The organism is Ruminococcus sp. RTP21484sp1_RTP21281st1_A8_RTP21281_210402, from assembly GCF_040914025.1.
In the GTDB taxonomy this organism is placed as follows: Bacteria; Bacillota; Clostridia; order Lachnospirales; family Lachnospiraceae; genus Blautia_A; species Blautia_A faecis.
Genome location: NZ_JBCPGE010000022.1, coordinates 62,248 through 74,858, shown reverse-complemented (window position 1 = coordinate 74,858; position 12,611 = coordinate 62,248). Strand labels below are relative to the sequence as shown.

At 44.3% G+C, this 12,611-nt stretch carries 11 protein-coding genes and 2 pseudogenes; 12 read left to right on the top strand and 1 reads right to left on the bottom strand.

What is annotated here, in order from left to right; translation table 11 throughout:
- Positions 1-227: 227 nt before the first annotated feature.
- The 5 genes from AB5170_RS12060 to cobS are packed head-to-tail and all read left to right on the top strand — an operon-like array spanning position 228 to position 3,934.
- The gene (locus AB5170_RS12060) at positions 228-1,190 is read left to right on the top strand and encodes a glycosyltransferase family 2 protein (protein ID WP_118583340.1); all 963 of its coding nucleotides are present in this window, start codon (positions 228-230) and stop codon (positions 1,188-1,190) included.
- Positions 1,174-1,590, top strand: a complete 417-nt coding sequence (locus AB5170_RS12055) for a GtrA family protein (RefSeq protein ID WP_173771960.1) — start codon at positions 1,174-1,176, stop codon at positions 1,588-1,590. The genes AB5170_RS12060 and AB5170_RS12055 overlap by 17 nt, the downstream gene beginning before the upstream one ends.
- Positions 1,587-2,639 carry a nicotinate-nucleotide--dimethylbenzimidazole phosphoribosyltransferase gene (gene cobT, locus AB5170_RS12050; protein WP_173771962.1) on the top strand — a complete coding sequence of 351 codons (1,053 nt, stop codon included), beginning with the start codon at positions 1,587-1,589 and terminating at the stop codon, positions 2,637-2,639. The genes AB5170_RS12055 and cobT overlap by 4 nt, the downstream gene beginning before the upstream one ends.
- Position 2,640: 1 nt before the next feature.
- Entirely contained in the window at positions 2,641-3,183 is a 543-nt protein-coding gene (locus AB5170_RS12045) for a bifunctional adenosylcobinamide kinase/adenosylcobinamide-phosphate guanylyltransferase (RefSeq protein WP_195391937.1), read from the top strand.
- Positions 3,170-3,934 carry an adenosylcobinamide-GDP ribazoletransferase gene (gene cobS, locus AB5170_RS12040; RefSeq protein ID WP_330386335.1) on the top strand — a complete coding sequence of 255 codons (765 nt, stop codon included), beginning with the start codon at positions 3,170-3,172 and terminating at the stop codon, positions 3,932-3,934. The genes AB5170_RS12045 and cobS overlap by 14 nt, the downstream gene beginning before the upstream one ends.
- A 36-nt stretch (positions 3,935-3,970) precedes the next feature.
- Here the strand turns inward: cobS and AB5170_RS12035 are convergent.
- A pseudogene (locus AB5170_RS12035) lies at positions 3,971-4,018 on the bottom strand (DUF6783 domain-containing protein); the annotation flags it as partial.
- Here AB5170_RS12035 and AB5170_RS12030 point away from each other — a divergent pair.
- The 7 genes and pseudogenes from AB5170_RS12030 to xdh form a co-directional block, all read left to right on the top strand.
- Positions 4,001-4,188 (top strand): annotated as a pseudogene (locus AB5170_RS12030) (DUF6783 domain-containing protein); the annotation flags it as partial. The pseudogenes AB5170_RS12035 and AB5170_RS12030 sit on opposite strands and share 18 nt — an antisense overlap.
- A complete protein-coding gene (locus tag AB5170_RS12025; RefSeq protein ID WP_195391939.1) occupies positions 4,124-4,504 on the top strand; it encodes a bifunctional adenosylcobinamide kinase/adenosylcobinamide-phosphate guanylyltransferase in 381 nt (126 codons plus the stop codon). The pseudogene AB5170_RS12030 and the gene AB5170_RS12025, both read left to right, overlap by 65 nt.
- The gene (locus tag AB5170_RS12020) at positions 4,497-5,090 is read left to right on the top strand and encodes a histidine phosphatase family protein (RefSeq protein ID WP_118583352.1); all 594 of its coding nucleotides are present in this window, start codon (positions 4,497-4,499) and stop codon (positions 5,088-5,090) included. The genes AB5170_RS12025 and AB5170_RS12020 overlap by 8 nt, the downstream gene beginning before the upstream one ends.
- Before the next feature lie 108 nt (positions 5,091-5,198).
- On the top strand, positions 5,199-5,312 hold the full coding sequence (locus AB5170_RS12015; protein WP_368072567.1) for a DUF6783 domain-containing protein: 114 nt from the start codon (positions 5,199-5,201) through the stop codon (positions 5,310-5,312).
- A 158-nt stretch (positions 5,313-5,470) separates the two neighbouring features.
- On the top strand, positions 5,471-6,808 hold the full coding sequence (gene ssnA, locus AB5170_RS12010) for a putative aminohydrolase SsnA (RefSeq protein WP_148463351.1): 1,338 nt from the start codon (positions 5,471-5,473) through the stop codon (positions 6,806-6,808).
- A gap of 2 nt (positions 6,809-6,810) precedes the next feature.
- Positions 6,811-9,810, top strand: coding sequence for a putative selenate reductase subunit YgfK (ygfK, locus tag AB5170_RS12005; RefSeq protein ID WP_173769656.1), 3,000 nt, complete (start codon positions 6,811-6,813; stop codon positions 9,808-9,810).
- A gap of 218 nt (positions 9,811-10,028) precedes the next feature.
- A complete protein-coding gene (gene xdh / locus AB5170_RS12000; protein ID WP_173769657.1) occupies positions 10,029-12,611 on the top strand; it encodes a selenium-dependent xanthine dehydrogenase in 2,583 nt (860 codons plus the stop codon).

Sequence of the window (12,611 nt, the reverse complement as noted above, 5' to 3'; positions counted from 1 at the left end):
ATTCCATTAGGATGTAACATGTATGTAGTTTTGAAGGTACAGAACGGAAACGGTAGCCGGTTGGTTATCGTTTTTTTGTTATTAAATTCTGAAGAATATCAATTAAGGTTGCCTGCCCACTGGATTTGTAATATAATGGGAACGTTGAAAAATCGAAAAGAATAAGATCTGCTGTCACGTTTTAAACATAAATATACAAGGCTGTCAGCAGAGAAGAGGATGAAAAAATGAGCAGATTATCAGTGGTTTTGCCAGCTTATAACGAAGAACTGATGGTAGGAAAAACCTGTCGTGTTCTTCATGAAGTATTAGCAGAAGCCGGCATTTCCTACGAACTAGTTGTTGTTGACGATGGCTCAAAAGACAAAACCTGGGAAGAAATCACCAAAGCCGGAGAAAAAGATGGAAATGTTCTTGGCGTTCATTTTTCCAGAAATTTCGGAAAAGAAGCAGCAGTATATGCAGGAATGGCCCAGGCTACAGGAGATGTGGTGGCAGTTATGGATTGTGATCTGCAGCACCCGCCGGAAACTTTGATTTCCATGTACCATCTCTGGGAGCAGGGATGGGAAGTAATCGAAGGCGTAAAGAAATCAAGAGGAACGGAAAGTCTGCTTCACAAAGAGAGCGCTGGCTTTTTCTATGGAATCATGTCCAAGGCTACAGGTGTGAATATGCAGAATGCTTCGGATTTCAAAATGATGGACAGGAAAGCAGTGAATAGTATTCTTTCTATGCCAGAACGAAATATGTTTTTCCGTGCGACCTCATCCTGGGTGGGATTTAAGACCACTTATGTGGAATTTGAGGTGCGGGACAGAGAAGCTGGACAGTCTAAGTGGTCTACCTGGTCCTTGATAAAATACGCGTTTACCAATATTGTGGCTTTTACTACAGCACCGTTGCAATTTGTAACGGTCGTAGGAGGGGCATGCTTTGGATGCTCCCTGATTTTGATTATTTATTCGCTGGTACAATTTTTTGCCGGCAGAGCGGTAGAGGGATATACAACTACCCTTATCGTTCTTTTGCTTATTGGAAGCGCTATTATGCTCAGTCTTGGAATCATCGGCTATTATATTGCAAAAATATACGAAGAAGTAAAACGGCGTCCACGTTATATCATTTCCCAGATTCTTCGTGGAAAAGAGGATGTCTATCAGGAGGTAAACCATGACTGCTCTCATTAAGAAACTGTATGCCAGTGATGTGGTACGTTATGTGTTTTTTGGAGGATGTACTACACTGGTGAATTTGGTGAGCTTTTTTCTTCTGCGCCAGGCAGGAGTTCAAAGAGATCTTGCAAATGTGATCTCGATTATTCTGGCAATTCTTTTTGCTTATGTGGTAAACTCTAAATTTGTTTTTCAGGACAAATGCGAGACTTTGAAAGACCATATCCGTCCATTCTGCAAATTTGTCGGAGCGAGAGGTGTAACAATGGTGATCGAAGTAGCAGGCGTATGGTTCTTTGCAGAGATCATACACATGAATGATATGGCCGGCAAATTTATCACCCAGTTTGTAGTTCTGGCATTAAATTACATATTCAGTAAATTCCTGGTATTTACCAGCGGGAGGAAATCATGACATTAGAAGAAACACTTAAACAGATAAAGCCTCTGAATGAGGAAAAAATGAAAACAGCCAGAAGACGATGGGATAGCATCGCCAAGCCTCTCCATTCCCTTGGAAAAATGGAAGATCTGATTACGCAGATCGTTGGAATTACAGGGGATGAGAAAGTGGATCTTGGAAAAAAGGCTCTTGTTGCCATGTGTGCAGACAATGGCGTGGTAGAAGAGGGGGTTACCCAGACAGGACAGGAAGTCACTGCAATTGTAGCAGATAATTTTGTAAAAGAAACCACTACCGCATGTGTAATGTGCCACCAGTGTGGAGTGGATGTAAAGCCAGTAGATGTGGGAATGGTAAGAGATACTACAGCACGTACAGATCTGAAAGTTATGTATGGAACCCGCAATATGACGAAAGGTCCGGCTATGACAAGAGACGAAGCCATAAAGGGAATTGAAGCAGGAATTGCTATGGTAGAAGAACTGAAGGCTCAGGGGTATCGTCTTTTTGCAACTGGTGAGATGGGAATTGGAAATACCACAACCAGCAGTGCAGTTGCATCTGTGCTTCTGGGGCAACCTGTGGAAACCATGACTGGCCGTGGTGCAGGACTTTCCAGCGATGGGCTTACCCGCAAGATTCAGGCGATTAAGAAAGCCATTGATTTAAATAAGCCGGATGCAAAAGATTCCATAGACGTGCTTGCAAAAGTTGGAGGTCTTGATATCGCAGGAATGGCAGGTGTGTATCTTGGTGGAGCTGCATTACAGATTCCGGTTCTTATTGACGGTTTTATTTCCGGAGTTGCCGCACTTGTAGCAGCCAGACTTTGCCCGGAGGCAGCGGATTATATGATCGCCAGTCATGTGTCCAAAGAACCGGCAGCACATCTTGTTCTGGATGAGCTTGGAAAAGAAGCTGTGCTTCATGCTGACATGTGTCTTGGGGAAGGCACTGGAGCCATTGCCCTTTGTCCGTTTCTTGATATGGGAGCTACTCTTTACAATACATTAAGTACATTTGATGATATTCACGTGGACCAGTACGAGGAGCTGAATTAATATGATGACAGTCGTGACCGGAGGAAGCGGAAGCGGAAAATCTGCTTTTGCAGAAGATAAAATAGTATCTTTTGGACCGGCAAAAAGAATCTATATTGCAACCATGCATCCATATGACGAGGAAAGTCATAAGCGTGTGGCACGTCATCGGAAAATGCGTGCAGGAAAAGGATTCGAGACAATTGAATGCTATACCGGATTGAAGAATCTGGATTTCCCGGAAAATGCTGTGGTTCTTCTGGAATGTATGTCCAATCTTGCCGCTAATGAGATGTTTGAGGAAAAAGGGGCTGGTGAAAAAACTGTGGAAGCCGTTTTGGAAGGCATAAAAAAGTTGAGTAGCCAGGTACGTCATCTGGTGATTGTCACGAATGAGATTTTTTCCGAAGCAGCCAGTTATGAGGGCGATACCATCCGCTATCAGGAATATCTGGGGATAATCAATCAAAACATTGGAAAAATGGCTGATGAGGTGGTTGAAGTAGTATATGGGATTCCAATCTGGCATAAAGGAGGAAAAATCATTGAAAATGCTGTGGAATAATTTTAAAGTGGCATTTGCCATGTATTCAAAAATCCCTATGCCAATGGCAGACTGGAACAAGGAGAATATGAAATATACATTCTGTTTTTTTCCTTTTATCGGCCTGGTAATTGGAGCGCTTTCTTATCTGGTAGGATGGGCAGGCGGAAAATTTGGATTTAATCCGTCTTTTGTCTCAGCAGTTCTTGTACTGGTTCCGGTAGTGGTGACAGGTGGAATCCATGTAGATGGTCTTCTGGATACTTCGGATGCATTAAGCTCCTGGCAGGAAAGGGAGAGACGTCTTGAAATTCTGAAAGATTCCCATGCCGGTGCATTTGCGGTTATTACAGCCTGTGCTTTTTTTCTGATATGGTATGGAGCTTACAGCCAGTTGTGGACGGACAGGCGGGCACTTTTGATTATGGCTCTCGGATTTATGGTTTCCAGATGTTTGTCCGGAATCAGTGTCATGATGTTTCCAAAGGCACGTAAAGATGGAACTGTAGCAGAATTTTCCAGAAAAGCAGAAGATATGATTGTGCGAAATGTGCTGATCGTCTATCTTGGAATTCTGCTGGCGGTGATGATATGGATCCAGCCTGTGATGGGTATTCTGGCATTTGGAACTGCAGTACTTGTTTTCCTTTATTATCATTATAAAGCAATGAAATATTTTGGCGGGATCACAGGTGACCTGGCAGGATATTTTCTGTGCCTTTGTGAGGTGGGAATGGCTGTTGTACTGGCTGTTGTTTCTGTATTTATCTAGACGTGTCTGAAAAATCATTCCCGCAATCTGCACGCCCCACTTTGCGGTATATTTTGCCCGAATTCGGTTGTCGTAGCCTGCTATGCGCCCTCATCCGGGCAAAATCTCCCACAAATTGTGACGTACATCTTGCAGAAAGTCTTTTACAGACACGCTCCGGGAACTGGGAAAAAAGGAGAAATTGTAACAATGGAAATGATCATTGGAGGTGCTTTTCAGGGAAAGAGCACATATGCAAAAGAACATCATCCTGATGTCTGCTGGAAAAAGGGAGCCGATCTGGAAAAAGAAGAGCTTATGAATGCAGAGGGCGTCCTTGATTTTCAGGAGTATATCAAAAAAGAATTAAAAGCAGACAAAGATGTGGCCAGACTGGCAGAAGAATTATGGGAGAAAAATCCGGATATCATTCTGGTAAGTCAGGAAGTAGGATACGGCGTTGTCCCCATGGATGTTTTTGACCGGAAATACCGGGAGGCAGTGGGAAGAGTCTGTACGGATCTCGCATCAAAAAGCAAAAAGGTAATACGTGTAGTATGTGGAATTGGGACGGTGATCAAAAATGCTTAAACTTATTCTGATTCGTCATGGGGAAACCCAGGGGAATAAGTTAAAAAGATATATAGGAAAAAGAACGGATGAACCTCTTTGTCCGGAGGCTGGGAATATGCTGGCGCAGCTTGCTTATCCGGAGGTACAGGCAGTTTATGCAAGTCCTATGATCCGCTGTACCCAGACAGCAGGAATCCTTTTTCCCGGAAAAAAGCTGAATATTATTGATGAGCTTGCAGAATGTGATTTTGGAGAATTTGAAAATAAAAATTATCAGGAACTGGACGGAAATGAACATTACCAGTCCTGGATCGATTCTGGTGGACTACTGCCATTTCCGGGAGGAGAGAGCAGAGAGGAATTTAAAAGACGCAATGTGACCGGCTTCCAGAAAGCTGTAAATGGTTGTCTCCGTAATGGGATTTCTTTGGCAGCACTTGTGGTGCATGGCGGTACGATCATGAATGTTATGGAAGAATATGCAGACGAAGACCGCTCTTTTTATGACTGGCATGTGCAGAATGGCAAAGGTTATGAGGTGGAAATTGATCCTGAATTATGGAAAAAGGGCCGGAAATTCTTGCATGTGATCCGGGAGTTATAAAGATACATATACGAATAATGCAGATGGAAAATCAGCTATGGATTAGAGCTTGTTTGAAAAATCCATTAATAGAGAGAACAAGGCAGTTTGTTTAATTGACAGACTGCCTTGTTTTCATGTTTATGCAGACTGCGGGCAAAATCTCCCTCGAATTGTGACGTACAGCTTGTAGAAAGCATTTTCAAACGTGCCCTAGAGCGTGTTTTGGCTGTGATCAGTTAGTTTGTTTGAACAAAAATTTTGAGAAAGCCAAAAATATTTTTAGATTTCCTATTGAAATTTATATGGGAATGTGTTACATTATCTGTATAAAATATCCTAAAAAATGTTGAATTGTGCTATTTGATTCAACAATTTTAACAAGTAAAGGAGGATGCCATATGCTTATTATTGGTAATGGAAGAATGATCACACGGGACGCATCCAAGGCATTTATAGAGAACGGTGCAGTTGCAATGGATGGTAACACCATAGTTATGGTGGGGACTACAGATGAGGTGAAGAAGGCATATCCGGATGGAGAATTTGTAGATGCCAGAGGCGGAGTTATCATGCCTGCATTTATCAATACCCATGAGCATATCTACAGCTCTTTTGCCAGAGGTCTGAGTATTAAAGGATATAATCCCAAGGGCTTTCTGGATATTCTGGATGGACAGTGGTGGACTATTGACCGTCATCTTACCCTGGAGCAGACCAGACTTTCTGCGATGGCTACTTACATCGACAGTATCCGGAATGGTGTAACGACTGTATTTGATCACCATGCAAGCTTTGGACATATTACCGGTTCCCTCAGTGCTATTGAGTCAGCAGCTAAGGATCTTGGTGTCCGTACCTGCCTTTGCTATGAAATTTCCGACCGTGACGGCATGGACAAGTCCAGAGAATCTGTAATGGAGAATGTGAACTTTATCAAACACGCACTTGCAGATGACAGCGACATGATCGCTGCTATGATGGGCATGCATGCATCTTTCACTATTTCCGATGAGACCATGGAATTGTGTAACGAACTGAAGCCAGACGGTGTTGGCTATCATATTCATGTTGCAGAGGGAATCTATGACCTTCATCAGTGCCTGAAGGAGCACAGCAAACGAATTGTAGACAGACTTTACGATTGGAATATTCTTGGGCCGAAGACGCTTCTGGGACATTGTATTTATATTAACGAGCATGAGATGGATTTAATTAAAGAGACTGACACCATGGTTGTCCACAATCCGGAATCCAATATGGGAAATGCCTGTGGATGTCCACCTACTATGGAATTGGTACATAAGGGAATCGTTACAGGACTTGGAACTGATGGATACACCCACGATATGCTGGAATCCTGGAAGGTTGCCAATATCCTTCACAAGCATCATCTCTGCGATCCAAATGCTGCATGGGGTGAGGTTCCCAAGATGCTCTTTGAGAACAATGCAGTTATTGCCAACCGTTACTTTAAGAAACCACTTGGTGTTCTGAAAGAGGGGGCAGCTGCAGATGTAATCGTAATGGATTACAACCCGCTTACACCTATGAGAGCAGACAATGTAAACGGACATCTTCTGTTTGGAACTACAGGACATGACGTTGTGACTACTGTATGTAACGGCAAGGTTCTTATGAAAGACAGGGAAGTGCTGGTTTGTGACGTAGATAAGGTTATGGCTGACTGCCGTCAGTCTGCACAGGAACTGGCTGACGATATTAACGGAGGAAAATAAATATGAGCGATATGATGACATGTATGCCTTTCGGGCAGCTGATGGACTGGGTCCTTCAGGAGAAAAAAGGGCAGGACACTGTATTTGGGGTACATCGCCCATATACAGCAGATCCGAAGAATGATATGACTATTTTTACCAGAAACCTGGAGACACCAGTGGGACCGGCAGCCGGTCCCCACACCCAGCTTGCACAGAATATCATCGCTTCTTATTATGCAGGAGCCCGTTTCTTTGAATTGAAGACGGTTCAGAAGATGGATGGTGCAGAGCTTTCTGCATGTGTGAATAAACCTTGTATTCTTGCAGATGATGAGGGCTATAACTGCGAATGGTCTACTGAGCTGACTGTTCCGGACGCGATGGGCGAATACATCAAGGCATGGTTTATCCTTCATGTGATTGCAAAAGAATTCGGTTTGGGTGCACAGGATGGGTTCCAGTTTAATATTTCCGTAGGATATGATCTTGCAGGAATTAAGGGAGAAAAGGTCAATACCTTTATTGACGGAATGATGGAAGCAAAGGACACTGTTATTTTCCAGGAATGCAGAAAATGGCTTTTGGACAATGCTGACAAGTTCCAGAACTTTACCAGAGAAGACATCGAAGCAATCCCATCCAATGTCTGTAATTCTGCTACGATCTCCACACTGCATGGATGTCCTCCACAGGAGATTGAGAGCATTGCAAATTATCTGCTTACAGAGAAACATCTGAATACCTTTGTAAAGTGCAACCCGACCCTTCTTGGCTATGATTTTGCAAGAAAGACCATGGATGAGATGGGATATGATTATATGGTATTCGGCGATTTCCATTTCAGAGACGATTTGCAGTATGAGGATGCAGTCCCCATGCTTACACGTCTGATGAAATTATCCGAAGAACTGGGGCTGGAATTTGGTGTAAAGATTACCAATACTTTCCCGGTTGATGTTACCCGAAATGAGCTTCCAAGTGAAGAAATGTACATGTCCGGCAAAGCTTTGTTCCCATTGTCCATTTCCCTTGCAGCCAAACTTTCTGCTGAATTCGCAGGAAAACTTCGAATTTCCTATTCCGGAGGTGCAGATTATTTCAATATTGACAAAATTGTGGGATGCGGTATCTGGCCTGTAACTATGGCTACCACCCTTTTGAAGACAGGCGGCTATCAGAGATTTACCCAGGTAGCGGATAAGGTGGAAGGAATCTGCCCGAAGAAATGGGAAGGAATCGATGTGGATGCACTGAAGAAGCTGGCAGCAGATGCTATTACTGATGGGCATCATGTGAAGAACATTAAGCCGGTTCCGAACAGAAAGAGCACAAAAGAAGTTCCTCTTCTGGACTGCTTCTATGCACCGTGTTCTGAAGGATGTCCAATCCATCAGGATATTCCACAGTATGTAGCACTGACTGGTGAGGGGAAATATAAAGAAGCACTTGAAGTGATCCTTGAGAAAAATGCCCTGCCATTTATTACAGGTACCTTATGTGCACACAACTGTATGACCAAATGTACCCGTAATTTCTACGAAGAATCCGTAAATATCCGTGGCACCAAGCTGACAGCAGCAGAGCATGGCTATGAGCAGCTGATCGGTGAGATCAAGGCTGGCGAGCCAAACGGTAAGAAGGTCGCCGTAGTTGGTGGCGGTCCTGCAGGTATTGCAGCTGCTTACTTCCTTGCAAGAGAGGGCGCAGCAGTTACCATTTTTGAAAAAGAAGAGAAAGCCGGCGGCGTGATCCGTTACGTGATACCTGGATTCCGTATTGGAGACGCTGCTATTGACAAAGATATTTCTTTCATCCAGAAGATGGGTGTAGAGATCTGCACAAATACAGAAATCACTTCTGTGGCAGATCTGAAAGCACAGGGCTATGATGCTGTGATCCTGGCAATTGGAGCTGGCAAGCCTGGCACTTTGAAACTGGAAAAAGGTGAGACCGTTAACGCTCTGAAGTTTCTTCGTGATTTCAAGGCAAATGATGGTAAGCTGAATATTGGCAAAAATGTAGTTGTAATCGGCGGCGGAAACACTGCTATGGACACTGCAAGAGCTGCGAAACGCACAGAAGGTGTAGAGCATGTTTATCTTGTATACAGAAGAACCAAGCGCTATATGCCAGCTGCAGAGGATGAGCTTCTGGAAGTTCTGGAGGAGGGCGTTGAGTTTAAGGAACTTCTTTCTCCGGTAAGTCTTGATGGCGGCAGACTGCTCTGCAAGAAGATGAAGCTCGGCCAGATGGATGCTTCCGGACGTGCAGGTGTAACCGAGACTGCAGATGTGGTAGAGGTTCCGGCTGACACCGTGATTGTAGCTGTTGGAGAAAAGATTGATACCGATTTCTACACTGCCAACCAGATCGCAGTAGATGAAAGAGGAAAAGCAAAGGTCAACGATAAGACTCTTGAAACCAGCGTGAGTGGTGTCTATGTTGCCGGAGACGGCGCCAGAGGCGCAGCAACCATCGTAGAGGGAATCCGGGATGCACAGCTGGCAGTGAAAGATATTCTTGGCAAAGAGATTACCAGAGATGCAGCTGTGACAGGTGATGTGAAAGACTGTTTCGAAAAGAAAGGTATCCTGAAGCACAGCAAAGAGGCGAAGACAGAGGAAGAGAGATGTCTTACCTGTAACAAAGTCTGTGAGAACTGTGTAGATGTGTGCCCGAACCGTGCCAATATTTCCATCAAGGTTCCTGGAATGGCTATGAATCAGGTGATTCACGTAGATTATATGTGTAATGAGTGCGGCAACTGTAAGAGCTTCTGCCCATACGCAAGTGCACCATACAAGGATAAATTTACTCTGTTTGCAAATGAGAAAGACATGGCAGACAGTAAGAACGATGGTTTTGTTGTTCTGGATAAAGAGAATAAGACCTGTAAGGTCAGATTTGTAGGCCTGATCACAGACTGCAAGGCAGACGATCCGGCAGATAAACTGTATGACGGTTTGAAGAAGCTGATCTGTGCAGTGATCGATGATTATGGATATTTGATAACTAAATAAGGTAATAGAAATACTGTCCACAGCTTTTTAAGGGCTGTGGACAGTGTCTATATTTTGACAGGCAGCGAGCCGAAGTATGCTCATGCATAAGATCTTGGTGACTGCTGCGATAATTTGGGAAACCTTCAGAATGTGTTTCTCATAGTTCACTGTGAAAGTTTAGGAGCGCAGTTAAAAGCATCTGACTTTCATGGGGGGAGTAGAAAGGAGAGTCCAACATGGCAGTATTTACAGTCAATGGCCAGAGGGTAGAGACGAAAAAAAATCAAAAGCTGCTCAGATTTCTCCGTGATGAGTTACATCTGACTTCTGTAAAAGATGGCTGTAGTGAGGGTGCCTGTGGAGCCTGTACAGTGATTATCGATGGCAGAACCTGTAAGGCCTGTGTGCCGGATACAGATCTGCTGGATGGCAGAAATATCATTACAGTAGAAGGTCTGACAGAGTGGGAAGAAAAGGTATATACGTATGCATACGGAAAGGCTGGTGCTGTACAGTGCGGCTTTTGCATTCCTGGCATGGTAATGTGCACGAAAGCTCTTCTGGATGTGAATAAAGAGCCCACTGATGAAGAAATCAAATATGCCTTGCGTAACAATTATTGCCGTTGTACCGGATATGTAAAAATTATAGATGCAGTACGGATCGCGGCTAAAGTTATGCAGGAGGGGACACTTCCGGAAGAAATTAACAACGACTGGCATATTGGCTCCCGTGTAGCAAGAATCGATGTTGGGGAAAAGGTTCTTGGTACCGGAAAATATCCAGACGATTTTTACCTGGATGGTATGCTTTATGGATCAGCACTGAGAAGTAAATATCCGCGTGCAAGGGTGCTTTCCATTGATAAGACCAAGGCACTGGCACTTCCTGGGGTAGAGGCAGTTGTTACGGCGGAAGATATTCCAGGAGAGAATAAAATCGGACATTTGAAGCATGATCAGTATACCTTGATTCCGATAGGAGGGCTTACCCATTATCTGGGAGATGCCATTGCACTTGTAGCAGCCAGAGATAAAGAGACTGCGGATAAGGCAGCGAAGCTGATCCAGGTTGAGTATGAGGTGCTTCCTCACATTCATACGATTGAAGAGGCAGCGAAACCAGATGCACCAAAGGTATTTGATGAGGAAGAGAACAATATCTGTGCATATAAACATATCAGCCGGGGAAATGCAGCAGAGGCTATAAAAAATTCCAAATATGTGATTTCCCATCATTTTGAGACACCATGGACGGAACACGCATTTCTGGAACCGGAATGTGCCGTGTCTTTTTATGATGAAGACGGAGATGTTTTTGTATATTCCACAGACCAGTCAGCACACCAGACGCTGCACGAATGCAGCTTAGTTCTTGGTACAGACAAAGTAAAGGTACAGAATGCGCTGGTAGGCGGCGGATTTGGTGGTAAGGAAGACATGACCGTGCAGCATTTAAGTGCGCTTCTTACTTATGTGACGAAGAAACCGGTTAAGATGAAGCTTACAAGAGCAGAATCCCTGCTGGTTCATCCTAAGCGCCATCCTTTTTATATGGATATGACCATGGGCTGTGATGAAAATGGAAATATCATGGGAGTAAAGGCAAAGGTTGCCGCGGATACAGGTGCATTCGCATCTCTTGGCGGTCCGGTTCTGGAGCGCGCATGTACCCATGCAGCAGGTCCTTATCACTACGAAAACTTTGAAATTGAGGGAACAGCTTACTATACCAATAATCCGCCGGCAGGAGCATTTCGCGGATTCGGAGTTACCCAGACCTGTTTTGCGACAGAGACACTTCTGAATATGATGGCAGATAAGGTGGGAATCACTCCCTGGGAAATTCGTTACCGCAATGCGATCCGGCCCTGGGAAACACTTCCAAATGGTCAGATTGTTGACGCTTCCACAGGTCTTGTGGAGACCTTAGAAGCGGTACAGCCGAAATATGAAGCTGCGTTGGCAGCAGGAAAAGCGGTGGGCATTGGCTGCGCCATGAAGAATGCGGGTGTTGGTGTTGGAATTCCAGACACTGGCCGCGTGAAACTGATTTATGAAGAGGATAAGAAGCTTCACATCTACTCAGGAGCTTCCTGCATTGGACAGGGGCTTGGCACAGTACTGACCCAGATGATCGTGAGTAATACAGATATAAAAAGAGAGGATATCATTTACGAGCGCAGTAATACCTGGATTTCACCAGATTCCGGAACTACATCCGGTTCCAGACAGACACTGATCACCGGTGAGGCTTGCAGAAGAGCCTGTGAGAAATTGATGGAGGATAAAAAAGCAGGATTAAGCGTAGAAGATATGATCGGTAAGGTTTATTATGCAGAATATCTTGCGAAGACTGATCCTCTTGGTGCAAATGTGCCCAATCCGGTATCCCATGTTGCTTATGGATATGCTACCCAGGTTTGTATTTTGGATTCCAAGACAGGTAAAATTGAAGAGATAGTTGCTGCTCATGATGTGGGAAAAGCGGTAAATCCTTTGTCCTGTGAGGGGCAGATCGAGGGCGGTGTGGTAATGTCCATAGGATTTGCCCTGCGGGAAAAATATCCCATTGATGAGAACTGTAAACCTATTTCCAAGTATGGTTCTTTAGGTCTTTTCCGTGCACATGAGATTCCGAAGATCGATGCCATTGTTATCGACAAGCCAGGTCTTAAGGTTGCCTGCGGTGCTATTGGTATTGGAGAAATTACATCCATTCCCACCGCTCCCGCAATAGCAGATGCCTATTTCCGAAGAGATGGTGTAAGGCGTTACAGCCTTCCTCTTAGTGAAACACCATATGAAAGGAAGGGATGA

Bases quoted from the DNA above. Each gene is read 5' to 3' on its own strand.
- cobS (WP_330386335.1), top strand. From the start codon at position 3,170: ATGCTGTGGAATAATTTTAAAGTGGCATTTGCCATGTATTCAAAAATC.
- AB5170_RS12045 (WP_195391937.1), top strand. From the start codon at position 2,641: ATGATGACAGTCGTGACCGGAGGAAGCGGAAGCGGAAAATCTGCTTTT.
- ygfK (WP_173769656.1), top strand. From the start codon at position 6,811: ATGAGCGATATGATGACATGTATGCCTTTCGGGCAGCTGATGGACTGG.
- AB5170_RS12055 (WP_173771960.1), top strand. From the start codon at position 1,174: ATGACTGCTCTCATTAAGAAACTGTATGCCAGTGATGTGGTACGTTAT.
- ssnA (WP_148463351.1), top strand. From the start codon at position 5,471: ATGCTTATTATTGGTAATGGAAGAATGATCACACGGGACGCATCCAAG.
- AB5170_RS12020 (WP_118583352.1), top strand. From the start codon at position 4,497: ATGCTTAAACTTATTCTGATTCGTCATGGGGAAACCCAGGGGAATAAG.
- AB5170_RS12060 (WP_118583340.1), top strand. From the start codon at position 228: ATGAGCAGATTATCAGTGGTTTTGCCAGCTTATAACGAAGAACTGATG.
- cobT (WP_173771962.1), top strand. From the start codon at position 1,587: ATGACATTAGAAGAAACACTTAAACAGATAAAGCCTCTGAATGAGGAA.
- xdh (WP_173769657.1), top strand. From the start codon at position 10,029: ATGGCAGTATTTACAGTCAATGGCCAGAGGGTAGAGACGAAAAAAAAT.
- AB5170_RS12025 (WP_195391939.1), top strand. From the start codon at position 4,124: ATGGAAATGATCATTGGAGGTGCTTTTCAGGGAAAGAGCACATATGCA.